Here is an 11,846-nt window from a genome sequence, read left to right on the forward strand (position 1 = left end):
TCGCCGGATCGACCAGCGCCCTTATTTTAGAGGCTGCGGCGGTATAGCTCTTCAACTTTCTCACGCGCCCACGGTGTTCGACGCAAAAAAGTCAGACTGGATTTGATGCTGGGATTGTCGTTGAAGCAACGAATATCCACGACGCGACCCATCTCCACCCAGCCATAACGCGCCACCAATTGGGTCAGCATGTGCTCCAGCGTGATGCCCTGCAGAGGATCAATAAAGCGTTTTTCGTTCATGGCCCACCCTCAAACAAATTGACCTGCCGCATGGCCCGATGACCATGCCCACTGAAAATTGTAGCCGCCCAGCCAGCCGGTCACATCCACAACCTCACCAATGAAATAGAGCCCGGCCTGCCGCTTACTTTCCATGGTGCGCGATGACAACTCATGAGTATCCACACCGCCTAAAGTCACTTCGGCCGTGCGATAGCCTTCGGTTCCCGCAGGCTTGAGTGTCCAACCCTGAAGTTGTTGCGCCAACGCGGTTAAGGCCGCATCCGGAATGGCTGCCATAGGTGTTTCCGCCCAGCTCGGCCACAGCAGCGTCTGCAATTCCAGCACCAGCCCTTTTGCCAACCGCTCACTGAGCAAGGTGCGCAACAAGCTCTTGGCGTGCAAACGCTTCTGCTCTTTTAACCACGCATCAATCGCTTCGCCCGGCATCAAATCAATGTGGATGCTCTCACCCAGCTGCCAGTAATTCGAGACTTGCAGCACCGCAGGTCCGCTCAAGCCGCGATGGGTGAACAGCAAATTCTCCGTAAACGTCGTGTCTGCCGCGCTGAGGCTGACCGGTACGGCGAGACCGCTGAGCCGCTCCGTCACGGCTTTCATGCCATCACTAAAGGTGAACGGCACCAGTCCAGCGCGTAGTGGCAACACGGTATGACCAAATTGCTTCGCCAGATCATAGCCAAAGCCGCTGCTACCCAGGGTAGGGATAGACAGCCCGCCACTGGCCACCACCAGCGACTCTGCGCTGTATTTGCCCTGCGTGGTGGTTAGTGCAAATCGTGCGGGCAGGCTCTCTGATGCCTGCACCTGCTGAATCTCGCAATGCGTTTTGATGTGAACGCCAACGTGTTCGCACTCACTCACCAGCATCGCCAGAATGTCTTTTGCCGAGTCGTCACAGAAGAGTTGGCCATGCAGGCGTTCGTGATACGGAATACGGTGCTTTTCAACCAGCGCAATAAAGTCCCACTGGGTATAACGATTCAGTGCCGAGATGCAGAACTGCTGATTCGCCGAGAGGAAATTTTCCGGCCCCACAAAGTAGTTGGTGAAATTACAGCGACCACCGCCCGACATCAGAATTTTTTTTCCGATTTTATTACTGCTGTCGATAACCAATACGCGGCGTCCACGCTGACCAGCCGCCATCGCGCACATCAGGCCAGAGGCACCGCCACCAATAATAATGACGTCGTAATGTGAAGAATTAGCCGACACGGGCAGTGCTCAATAGGAATCAATGTGGGGCGCATTATAGTCGGGCAGGCGACCTGCCAGTACCCATGCTAAAATCGCGGCCTGCTAAATCACGGTATTTCTGCATGAGCCTCGCCAAGCGCATTATTCCCTGTCTCGATGTTGATCAAGGTCGTGTCGTTAAAGGGGTGAAATTTCTCGACATCCGCGATGCCGGTGATCCGGTCGAAGTCGCTCGCCGTTATGACGAGCAAGGCGCAGATGAAATTACCTTCCTCGACATCACCGCCAGTGTTGAGGGTCGCGACACCATGGCGCGGACCGTAGAGCGCATGGCCTCGCAGGTGTTTGTTCCGCTCACCGTCGGTGGCGGTATTCGCGAAGTGGCAGATATTCGTCGCATGCTTAACGCCGGTGCCGATAAAGTCAGCATTAACTCGGCTGCCGTTAAGCGGCCCGAGTTTGTTGCCGAGGCATCGCAGCGTTTTGGCGCTCAGTGCATTGTTGCTGCCATTGACGCCAAACGCGTCTCCGCTGCAGGCGAACCGGGTCGCTGGGAGATTTTCACCCACGGCGGTCGCAACCGAACCGGCATAGATGCTGTGGCGTGGGCGGTACGCATGGCTGACTATGGCGCGGGCGAAATTTTGCTAACCAGCATGGATGCCGATGGCACCAAGGCGGGCTATGACTTGCCGCTGGTACGCGCCATTACCGATGCCGTGAATGTGCCGGTGATTGCCTCGGGTGGTGTTGGCAACCTGCAACATCTGGCCGATGGCATTCTTGAAGGCGGTGCGGACGCCGTTCTCGCCGCCAGCATTTTTCACTTCGGCGAATACAGCATCCCGCAGGCCAAGCAGTACCTGGCCGAGCGCGGCATCACGATGCGTCTCTAAAACTCGCCGCAGCAATACGGTGGGTGGGAAACTGTTTTCAGCGGGCACCTTAGCCCGCAGAAAACAGTTTCCCGCCCAACCGGCCACTGATGATCAGTAATTACACCAGTTCCCCGGCTGACTCGGACGACCGCGCAGACGCGTTTCGAAGTACAGGCCAGATTCCGTATCGCCAGTGCCTGAGCCCACCGAAGCTAGAACCTCGCCGGCCGACACGCTGTCACCCACGCGGACTTGCAGGCTCTGGTTATAGCCATAGAGCGACATAAAGCCCTTGCCATGATCAAGGATCACCAGCTTGCCGTAGCCGCGCAGGAAGTCGGCATAAAGTACTTTGCCTGACTTAACGGCCTTAACCGGTGCACCCGCGGGTGCGGCAATGACAATACCGTTCCAACGCAGGCCACCACCACGCGCCGAACCAAATTGGGCTCGAATGCCGCCAGAGGCTGGCAAGCTGCAGTTGCCGCGATACGGAGAGGCATAGTCTGGCTCTTGGCTCCAAACCGTTTCTTTTTCCTTTTCCGCCGGTGCCGGCTTAACGACCTTATTTGAGCCTTTGTTCGCTTCTTTCGCGGCGCGCTCTTCATTGCGGCGGCGTTGTAACTCTTGACGCTCCTGCTCACGCGCTACCCGCTCCAGTCGTCTCATCAACGATTGCAACGCGGCCTGATCCTGCTTTAAGGATTTTAAGTTCTTATCTTGTTCCCGAATTTCGCTATTCAAGATTTTGAGTGCGGCCGAGCGTTGCTCTTTTGCCACATTCAGTTGCGCTTGCTCCTGGGTCAATTTGATTCCCAGCTCTTCAAGACGCGCAATCTGCTCTTTCTCTTCTACCTGGAGGGCTGCCAGTTCGGTCAACGTCCCATCCAGCTCGGTAATGCGCTCACTTCGTGCCTTCTGTAAGTAGCCGAAATAGCGCAATTGGCGCGCAAACAGAGCCGGATTTTCTTGATTCAACAGCAGCTTGAAATAGTCATCGTGGCCGGCACGATACGATTGCTGCACATCCTCTTTCAGCTGAGCCAACTGGGCCCGTTTGGCCGCGGATAACTCGGTTTGGCGCTGCTTCAGCACCACCATTCGATCTTCGCGCTGACGCTTTTCCTTTGCGCTTGCCGCCAGCGACTTTTCCAACGCATTAATTTGGAGTTGCGCTTTTTGCAATGCAGCCAGTTGTTTATTGCGCTCGGCTTGCGTAAGACGCAATTTTTTCTGCGCCGTTTTAATTTCACGCTGCACTGAAGCCAAGTCTGACTTAGCTGACTGTGCTTGTGCGCGTAGTTGGCCTGTGGATTCGGCCCAAGCCGTCAAAGGCAAACTACAACAGAGCGCAAAAACTAACGCTGGTATGGAAAATAACCGCATGGAACATCCTTAATGCTGGGTCAGACCGTTACCACAAGATTACGGCCGGTCATTTCGGCAGGCTGTGGCAGGCCCATCAAATGTAACAAAGTCGGTGCAACGTCAGACAAAACCCCGCCTGAAGCAATCTCAACGCCTTGACGCTGGCCGAGGTAGACAAAGGGCACTAATTCGCAGGTATGCGCGGTATGCGCTTGACCGGTTTCGTTATCGCGCATTTGTTCCACATTGCCGTGGTCGGCAGTAATTAACATATCGCCACCCGCCGCACGCACGGCCTCTGCTAAACGACCCACGCATTGGTCTAGCGTTTCGCACGCTTTTACGGCCGCATCGAAATCGCCGGTATGACCAACCATGTCGCCATTTGCATAGTTGCAAATAAGGACGTCATGTTCGCCACTGGCAATCGCTGCGACTAACTTATCCGTCACTTCGGCGGCGCTCATTTCCGGTTGCAAATCGTAGGTCGCGACATTGGGCGAGGGCACTAAAATACGTGTTTCACCGTCATAGGGCTCTTCTCGTCCGCCGCTAAAGAAGAAGGTGACATGGGCGTACTTTTCCGTCTCGGCAATGCGTAGCTGAGTTTTGCCAAGACTCGCCAAATATTCTCCTAAGGAGTTCACCAGCGACGTCGGACGGTAAGCTACCGGCGCTTTAATGGCTGCACTGTATTCAGTCAGCATGACGAAATCTGCCAGCACCGGCGTTTTCACACGCGTAAAGCCTTTGAAGTCGTGATCCACAAAGGCCTTAGTCATTTCACGCGCACGATCGGCACGGAAATTCATAAAGATAACGGCGTCGCCATCATCAATGGTTGCCGCTGTTTCATTTGCGCCCGCAATCACACTCGCCGCTACAAACTCATCGCTTACATCCGCCGCATAAGAGGCATGCAAGGCCTCTACAGCCGTTGCGCACGTACGCTCCGCCTTGCCTTCGGTCAATAGGCGATAGGCTGACTCGACGCGATCCCAACGGTTGTCACGATCCATGGCGTAGTAACGGCCAATAATCGTTGCGACACGACCTTTGCCCGTGGCACGCAGATGTTTCTCCATGGCGACCAGTGATGGCTCGGCCGAACGCGGCGGTGTATCTCGACCATCAAGGAAGGCATGCACGTAAACACGTTGCGCCCCTTGAGCAATTGCCGCATCGACCATGGCGTGGAGATGATCTTCGTGCGAGTGCACACCGCCGGGCGATAACAAGCCCAGAATGTGAACCGCTTTATCGTGGCTAACAGCTTTTGCAACGGCACCCGCAATAACGGGGTTAGTCGCAAACTCATCGTCGCGAATCGCTTTAGTGATGCGCGTGAAGTCCTGATACACCACACGGCCAGCGCCGAGGTTCATGTGACCGACTTCAGAGTTACCCATCTGGCCGTCAGGCAGGCCCACATCTTCACCGGAGCCGGAGATGAGGCCATTCGGGCAGGAGGCCAGCAGTGCTTGCCAATGGGGCATATTGGCGGCGCGAATCGCATTCGAGTCACTGCTTTCGCTATGACCAAAACCATCCAAAATAATTAACAGATGCGGTTTGCGCGGCACGACGAGTGCTCCCATTAGCTAAAAAGACGACTAAACCCAACGTGCAAGTTTATCAGGACTTTTTGCCGATGTTCTTTTGAGCAGCGATCTGATCTTCGATGGTTTCAATCAAGCCCGAGGCCAGTTCGCCCACTTCCTGATTAATTCGGCGAATGGCGTCGTAGACCGTACCGATGGTCGCTGCCTGAGTTTCGCGTAACCCTGTGGTTTTATCGGTTAACAAACCGCGCTTCTCTAGGGCATCAAGCGGCATCGCGGCAATCGTTTGATGAATTTGCTCGACGGTGGTCGCACCTTTATCCACAGCTTCTTGAACGAGGTCTTTAAGGGCTTCGATGCGGGTTAATAAGGACATGAGATGACTCCTGAATAGCGTAGTGCATGACTTTACCGTGTTTATTAGCGCGGTACAGCTATCGCAGATCGAATATCCGCGCTAGGCGGATGGCGAAACTCCGCATTAAATATACAATCGTTCACTTAGCTGGCGCCCTTCAGGCAAACCTTCGGTGCCATTTCGCTCTGGTGCTAGAATGCACTCTCGCTTTTTGGACTGTGGCTCATGGCATTACGCGAAGAAAAAAAACTACAAACGCGCCACGCGCTGATTGAGGCTGCGCTCACCCTGATGCACGAAGGTGCAGGCTTTTCCGGGCTGAGCTTACGTGAAGTGGCTCGTCAGGCCGGGCTGGTACCCACTGGGTTTTATCGACACTTCCCCGATATGGAGGCGCTGGGCCTGAATATCGCAGCCGAGTCATGTCAAACCTTACGCCGTATGATGCGCAAGGTTCGCCTCAGTGCCCAAGGCGGCGCCGCGATCTTAGAGTCCGTCCAAGCATTAGTCGTTTTTATTCGCGAACAGCCGCTATATTTTGAGTTCTTAGCGCGCGAGCGTGCGGGCGGACCACCGGCGGTTCGCCAGGCTATTCATGCTGAAATTCGTCTGTTTGTTGCGGAGCTAGCTGCCGACCTGAGGAACTGGCCCGCATTTCACCGCTTCCCGGTTGAAGACTTAGCGATGCTGGCAGACTTGGTTGTGAATACCGTGATCCACTTAGCGTTGGACTTACTGGCCATGCCCAACGAGGAAGCGGAAGAGGTGTTGATTCAACGAACAACTAAACAGTTGCGTTTAATCATGCTCGGGGCGCTGGAATGGCGCCCCGAGAAGAGTGGCGCCTAATTACTTGGCTTTGCTCTCACGCTCAATCAAGGCTTTCACCACCTCAATCACACGTCCCTTGTCGCCGCTAACGAGGTATTTGCCGTTCACCACCATGGCGGGAACGCCACTGAGCTGGTAACGGATCGCCAGATTACGAGACTGTGCAACACGCGCACTCACCGCAAAGGATTGATACAGGCTATTGAAGTTCGCCGGCTTAACGCCATAGCGCGCGTAGAACGCTGCCAGGCTGGCCTGATCAAACAAACGCTCTTTGCGCACTTGGATAGCGTCAAACAAGGCCATGTGGCTAGCCTCTAAAACACCCGATGCTTCAGCCACATAGTAGCCACGGGCATTCGCTTCCCAAATGGGGTTCAACGCAGCAGGAACGCGCGAAAACTTCACATTGGCTGGCTTGGTTTTAACCCATGACGCCACGTGAGGCTCTAACGAATAGCAATGCGGGCAGCCGTACCAGAAAAACTCAACAACTTCGAATTGGCCTTTTGCAGGAGCAACGCCGGGATTCGAGAGCACGGTGTAATCTTTGCCTTCCACTACGGTAGAGGCAACGGCCCATGCCGGTAAAAACGCCAAACAAGCCACTAACAACCATTTCTTCATTTTTCTATTCCTTAAACAGTTCATAGATGCTGCTATTTAACGCCACACTGTTCGTGTGGATGACGCGATCACTCGTAAGATAATTTCTGGCAGAAAAAACCCCGCATTCGCGGGGCTTATTCATGACCTAAACAATCAACGCAGACCCTGAATATAGGATGCTAACGCGTCAATGTCTTTATCTGAGAGCTTCGCTGCAATCATTTGCATTGGGCCCAGTTCACCTGCTTTGGCACCGTCATTTCCGCGCTTCATGTCGGTGTTGTCATCACGACCCGCGGCACGGAAAGCCATCAACTGAGCCTTGGTGTAGTCAGCATGTTGGCCGCCAATGCGCGGGAAGGCGGCATAGGTGTTACCCAAACCGGCTGGACCATGGCAGCCAGAGCAGGGCGCTAAGCCAACACTCTTGTTGCCACCACGAAACAGCTTTTGACCGCGTGCCACTAATTCTGGATTGGCTGCGCCACCGGCCTGCTTCTGCTCAGAAAAGTAAACAGCCAAATCAGCCATGTCTTGATCGCTGAGTGCGCTGGCAATGCCCAACATCAAGGCGTTATTGCGGCGCATGGACTTAAAGTCATGCAGTTGCTTATAGATGTACTTGGCGTTTTGCCCAGCCAACTTCGGGAAGGTGGGTGCAGCACTGTTGCCATCGGCACCGTGGCAGGCGGCACAGACTGCGGCCTTACCCTGACCGGCAGCCGCATCACCCTTGGGCATTACTACGGCAGCTTGAGCTACTGATACCGCGCTAAATGACAGTACAACCGTTGCAAGAAACTTCTTCATAAGAACTGTTCCGATCAAACTTACTTAGACATGAATTTGATGAGCGCTTTGAACTCAGCATCGGTGCAGTCATTGCACAGACCTTTAGGCGGCATCATTTTGTAACCATTTTTCACGTGCGCCAAGAGCACAGCGTCACCTTGTTTCAAGCGCACACCCCACGCATTAGCATCGCCTTTTTTCGGCGCGCCCATAACTCCCGCATTGTGGCAACTTGCACACGCTTGCGCATAACGCTGTTCCGTCGTGGCTGCTTGAGCCGTCAGCGCGACAAACGAAACGCAACACATCAGCAGAAACTTTTTCATGACAAGCTCCACATAGCCGCTCCACAGGGATGCAACAGAGGCATCTCAGTACGCTAATTCGCTGTACTCAGGTGCAAAGAGTTCGTGTTGGCAGTATAACGCAGTGCCCATACGCGGTGTAGCCCTATAAACTATCCGCTTTTACGGCTGAGCGCGAACCATGACGGACGCTGAACATATTCTAGGCAAACTTGCGCAAGCGCAATTTCAGATCAGTGCGCCCACACTCGCCTTGTGCCCACCCAATATCGGTCACGAAGTCGCCTTCGCCGGCCGCTCAAATGCCGGCAAGTCCAGCGCGATTAACTGCCTAACTCGGCAGCGCCAACTGGCTCGCGCGTCTAAAACGCCGGGCCGTACTCAGCTCATCAATTTCTTTGAACTCGATGAAGAACGCCGCTTAGTGGATTTACCCGGTTATGGCTACGCCAAAGTGCCGGAAAAAATGAAGCTTGAGTGGCAGCGCCATCTCAGTCATTACCTGCGCGAACGCCTGTGTTTACGCGGTCTCATTCTGCTGATGGACATTCGTCATCCGCTCATGGAGTTTGACCGTCACATGCTGACATGGGCGCAGGAGCGGCCACTGCCCGTGCATATCCTGCTCACGAAAGCCGACAAACTGAATCGCGGCCCGGCCATGAATGCCTTGCAGGAAGTCCGCCGTGGCCTGACCGCACTCGGTTTTGATGCCAGCATCCAACTGTTTTCTTCGGTCAGCCGATTGGGCATTGAGGAGGCCGGCTTGAAACTGGCCGACTGGCTAGAGATGCCGCTACCCTCCGACGAAGCGCCATCGGAAGGCGACGAGATCATTTCCGCAGATTAACCACGGGCGCCTTAGTGCGCTTCATCCCAGTTTTTGCCCACGCCAATTTGCACCTCTAGGGGCACGGCCAGATCACCGGCCGCAGGCATTTCTCGGTGTAACAAGGCCGTGACCTTGGCCACCTGCGCTTCACGAACTTCCAACACCAATTCATCGTGCACTTGCATGATGAGCTTGGCATCACAGCCTTCTGTGGCTAACGCAGCCTGCACACGCAACATCGCCCGCTTAACAATATCGGCGGCGGTTCCCTGCATAGGCGCGTTAATGGCCGCGCGCTCAGCGGCTTGGCGCATCACTGCCTTGCTCGAATTGATTTCCTTTAGCATCAGGCGACGACCATAGAGGGTTTCTACATAACCGTGTTTGGCCGCCTGCTCGCGCGTGCGCTCCATGTAGTCCTGCACGCCGGGGTAGCGCGCAAAATATCGACCGATATAGTCCTGCGCATCGGCTCGGGAAATATTGAGCTGCTTTGCCAAACCAAATGCGGACATGCCATAGATCAGACCAAAGTTCACTGCCTTGGCCGCTCGACGCTGCTCGTGAGTCACGTCCTCGACAGCAATGCCCAAGACCTCCGCCGCCGTAGCGCGATGCACATCGATGCCCTCACGGAAGGCTCGTAGCAAACCTTCGTCACCAGACAAATGCGCCATGATGCGTAGCTCAATCTGCGAGTAGTCGGCGGCCATCAGCACATAGCCGGGGCTGGCTACAAAGGCCTGACGAATACGTCGTCCTTCCTCCGTGCGAATCGGAATATTTTGTAAGTTCGGATCGGAAGACGACAGCCGGCCCGTCGAGGCCACGGCTTGATGATAGGACGTGTGCACCCGACCCGTGCTGGGCTGAATCATTTCGGGCAGCTTGTCGGTATAGGTCGATTTCAGCTTAGACAGGCTGCGATGCTCTAGCAGGAGCCGGGGCAAATCATGGTCTAGCTGCTCCAGCACATCCTCCGCCGTGGAGTACTGGCCCGTGGCGGTTTTCTTGCCACCGGGAATGCCTAATTTTTCAAATAAAATCAGGCCGAGCTGTTTCGGTGAGCCGAGATTAAATTCCTCACCGGCTATTTCGTAGGCCTGTTGCTCGAGCCAATGAAGGCGTGAAGCCAGCGTGAGTGATTGTAGCTTTAGCGGGGCGGGATCAATGCGGGTACCGAAGCGCTCCATCTGTTGCAATACGCGCTGCGTGGGCAACTCCAGCTCTCGCAACAACGTGTCCAGCGCGGGGATTTTTGCCAGCTCAGTCGCCAGCAGGGTCGCCAATTGCAGGGTCAGGTCAGCATCTTCGCCAGCATAGGGCGCAGCCTGCTCAATATGAATTTGATCAAAGCTAACCTGCTTCACACCTTTACCGGCGATGGCCTCAAAACTAATGGAGTCGCGCCCGAGGTAGTACTTCGCAAGATCACCGAGGTTGTGGCGGGTGGCCGTGGCATCCAAAACATAGGAGGCCAGCATGGTGTCAAAAACCACGCCTTGCAGGTCAATGCCATGATTCGCCAGCACATGCATATCGTATTTAGCATGCTGCATGAGCTTGCCCGGCTTGGTAGCTTCGAGCAGCGGCTTGAGCGCTTGCAGCACATGCTCGCGGGACAGCTGTGCGGGCGCATCGGCATAGCTGTGAGCCACCGGCACATACCAGGCGTGACCGGGTTTAATCGCAAACGACAGGCCAACAATTTGCGCCTGCATATAATCCAGGCTGGTGGTTTCGGTATCGAAGGCAAAGTTGTCGACCGTGCTCAGCGCGGCAATTAATGCTGCGAGCTCCGACTCCGTGCTCACCACCACCGTCGTGGTTTCCGCCATCGGTAAAGCGGCGGGCTTTTCAGGTTCGGCACTGGCGCCGCTCGTTAACGCAAACGCTGGCGAATAGGCTGGGCGCTGAGGCTCATCTGAACTACGTTGCGACCAGCTCGTTGCGCCCGGAGCGGCAGCACCGATTGGCGACGCTGCTAATTCATTGGCCCAGCTTCTAAACTCCAACTGCTCATAGAGCTCACGCAAGACAACGGTATCCGGTGCCGACAAGGCCAGTTGCTCAGGTGTAACGGAAAGCGTGACATCACATTTAATGGTGACCAACGCACGGGTCATTTCCAGCATGGCCATGTGCGCGCGGAAGTTCTCACCAACCTTGCCTTTAATTTCGTCGGCATGGGCCTCGATATTGGGCAGTGAGTCGTACTGCGTCAGCCATTTCACCGCCGTCTTGGGGCCGACACCGGGCACGCCGGGGATTCCGTCGGAGCTGTCGCCGACCAACATAAGGTAGTCAATAATCTGATCCGGACGCACGCCAAACTTGTTGAACACACCGGCTTCATCCATGACCACGCTGGTCATGGTGTTGACCAAGGTAATCTGACTATTGACCAGCTGCGCGATGTCCTTGTCGCCGGTGGACACCAGCACCGGCCAGCCGGCCGCCGCACCCTGCTGCGCCAGCGTGCCGATGACATCGTCGGCCTCAACACCGGACTCGCAGATTAGCGGCAGGCCCAGCGCCTTCACCAGCGCATGCAGCGGCGCGATCTGAGCGCGCATGTCATCGGGCATGGGCGGGCGGTGCGCCTTGTATTCGGGAAAGATGTCATCGCGAAAGGTCTTGCCGGGCGCGTCGAAAATGACCGCGACATGGCTAGGATGAACTTGCTTGAGCAAACTGCGCAGCATGTTGACCACGCCCTTGATCGCGCCGGTGGGTTGGCCGGTGCGCGTCATTAAAGGCGGCAAGGCGTGATAGGCGCGATACAGGTAGGAGGAACCATCAACGAGGACTAACGGGGCGCGCGCGCTCATGCGTAATGCTCAAAGCCGTGAAATTCAATCGTTATGTT

12 protein-coding genes are annotated in these 11,846 nt (G+C 55.4%); 3 read left to right on the forward strand and 9 right to left on the reverse strand.

Annotation, left to right across the window (positions count from 1 at the left end; genetic code table 11):
• Window positions 1–26: 26 nt before the first annotated feature.
• Both A8710_RS01555 and A8710_RS01560 read right to left on the reverse strand, forming a co-directional pair.
• Entirely contained in the window at window positions 27–242 is a 216-nt protein-coding gene (locus tag A8710_RS01555) for a VF530 family protein (protein WP_068857669.1), read from the reverse strand.
• A gap of 9 nt (window positions 243–251) precedes the next feature.
• The gene (locus tag A8710_RS01560; RefSeq protein ID WP_198341586.1) at window positions 252–1,460 is read right to left on the reverse strand and encodes a BaiN/RdsA family NAD(P)/FAD-dependent oxidoreductase; all 1,209 of its coding nucleotides are present in this window, start codon (window positions 1,458–1,460) and stop codon (window positions 252–254) included.
• Window positions 1,461–1,564: 104 nt separating this feature from the next.
• Between A8710_RS01560 and hisF the strand changes: the two genes are divergently transcribed.
• A complete protein-coding gene (hisF, locus tag A8710_RS01565) occupies window positions 1,565–2,338 on the forward strand; it encodes an imidazole glycerol phosphate synthase subunit HisF (protein ID WP_068857670.1) in 774 nt (257 codons plus the stop codon).
• Window positions 2,339–2,431: 93 nt separating this feature from the next.
• On the opposite strand, the gene A8710_RS01570 is transcribed toward hisF, so the two are convergent.
• The 3 genes from A8710_RS01570 to A8710_RS01580 are packed head-to-tail and all read right to left on the reverse strand — an operon-like array spanning window position 2,432 to window position 5,626.
• Window positions 2,432–3,706, reverse strand: coding sequence for a murein hydrolase activator EnvC family protein (locus tag A8710_RS01570; RefSeq protein WP_068857671.1), 1,275 nt, complete (start codon window positions 3,704–3,706; stop codon window positions 2,432–2,434).
• Between the two features lie 20 nt (window positions 3,707–3,726).
• A complete protein-coding gene (gpmI, locus tag A8710_RS01575) occupies window positions 3,727–5,271 on the reverse strand; it encodes a 2,3-bisphosphoglycerate-independent phosphoglycerate mutase (RefSeq protein ID WP_227512978.1) in 1,545 nt (514 codons plus the stop codon).
• Between the two features lie 52 nt (window positions 5,272–5,323).
• Window positions 5,324–5,626 (reverse strand): hypothetical protein, encoded by a 303-nt coding sequence (locus A8710_RS01580; protein ID WP_068857673.1) that lies wholly within the window; start codon window positions 5,624–5,626, stop codon window positions 5,324–5,326.
• A gap of 207 nt (window positions 5,627–5,833) precedes the next feature.
• On the opposite strand from A8710_RS01580, the gene fabR reads away from it, so the two are divergent.
• Window positions 5,834–6,457, forward strand: coding sequence for an HTH-type transcriptional repressor FabR (gene fabR, locus A8710_RS01585; RefSeq protein ID WP_068857674.1), 624 nt, complete (start codon window positions 5,834–5,836; stop codon window positions 6,455–6,457).
• On the opposite strand, the gene A8710_RS01590 is transcribed toward fabR, so the two are convergent.
• The 3 genes from A8710_RS01590 to A8710_RS01600 form a co-directional block, all read right to left on the reverse strand.
• A complete protein-coding gene (locus A8710_RS01590; RefSeq protein WP_068857675.1) occupies window positions 6,458–7,066 on the reverse strand; it encodes a thiol:disulfide interchange protein DsbA/DsbL in 609 nt (202 codons plus the stop codon).
• Window positions 7,067–7,201: 135 nt separating this feature from the next.
• Window positions 7,202–7,858, reverse strand: coding sequence for a c-type cytochrome (locus tag A8710_RS01595; protein ID WP_068857676.1), 657 nt, complete (start codon window positions 7,856–7,858; stop codon window positions 7,202–7,204).
• A gap of 20 nt (window positions 7,859–7,878) precedes the next feature.
• Window positions 7,879–8,166 carry a c-type cytochrome gene (locus tag A8710_RS01600; RefSeq protein ID WP_068857677.1) on the reverse strand — a complete coding sequence of 96 codons (288 nt, stop codon included), beginning with the start codon at window positions 8,164–8,166 and terminating at the stop codon, window positions 7,879–7,881.
• Between the two features lie 160 nt (window positions 8,167–8,326).
• On the opposite strand from A8710_RS01600, the gene yihA reads away from it, so the two are divergent.
• Entirely contained in the window at window positions 8,327–8,995 is a 669-nt protein-coding gene (gene yihA, locus A8710_RS01605; protein WP_068857678.1) for a ribosome biogenesis GTP-binding protein YihA/YsxC, read from the forward strand.
• 11 nt (window positions 8,996–9,006) lie between these two features.
• Here the strand turns inward: yihA and polA are convergent, their stop codons facing one another.
• On the reverse strand, window positions 9,007–11,808 hold the full coding sequence (gene polA / locus A8710_RS01610) for a DNA polymerase I (RefSeq protein ID WP_068857679.1): 2,802 nt from the start codon (window positions 11,806–11,808) through the stop codon (window positions 9,007–9,009).
• Window positions 11,809–11,846 lie beyond the last annotated feature (38 nt).

Source organism: Perlucidibaca aquatica, from assembly GCF_001676655.1.
In the GTDB taxonomy this organism is placed as follows: Bacteria; Pseudomonadota; Gammaproteobacteria; order Pseudomonadales; family Moraxellaceae; genus Perlucidibaca; species Perlucidibaca aquatica.

Coding starts and splice junctions, on each gene's coding strand:
- A8710_RS01590 (WP_068857675.1), bottom strand. CDS start 7,066: ATGAAGAAATGGTTGTTAGTGGCTTGTTTGGCGTTTTTACCGGCATGG.
- A8710_RS01580 (WP_068857673.1), bottom strand. CDS start 5,626: ATGTCCTTATTAACCCGCATCGAAGCCCTTAAAGACCTCGTTCAAGAA.
- hisF (WP_068857670.1), top strand. CDS start 1,565: ATGAGCCTCGCCAAGCGCATTATTCCCTGTCTCGATGTTGATCAAGGT.
- fabR (WP_068857674.1), top strand. CDS start 5,834: ATGGCATTACGCGAAGAAAAAAAACTACAAACGCGCCACGCGCTGATT.
- polA (WP_068857679.1), bottom strand. CDS start 11,808: ATGAGCGCGCGCGCCCCGTTAGTCCTCGTTGATGGTTCCTCCTACCTG.
- A8710_RS01595 (WP_068857676.1), bottom strand. CDS start 7,858: ATGAAGAAGTTTCTTGCAACGGTTGTACTGTCATTTAGCGCGGTATCA.
- A8710_RS01600 (WP_068857677.1), bottom strand. CDS start 8,166: ATGAAAAAGTTTCTGCTGATGTGTTGCGTTTCGTTTGTCGCGCTGACG.
- A8710_RS01555 (WP_068857669.1), bottom strand. CDS start 242: ATGAACGAAAAACGCTTTATTGATCCTCTGCAGGGCATCACGCTGGAG.
- A8710_RS01570 (WP_068857671.1), bottom strand. CDS start 3,706: ATGCGGTTATTTTCCATACCAGCGTTAGTTTTTGCGCTCTGTTGTAGT.
- yihA (WP_068857678.1), top strand. CDS start 8,327: ATGACGGACGCTGAACATATTCTAGGCAAACTTGCGCAAGCGCAATTT.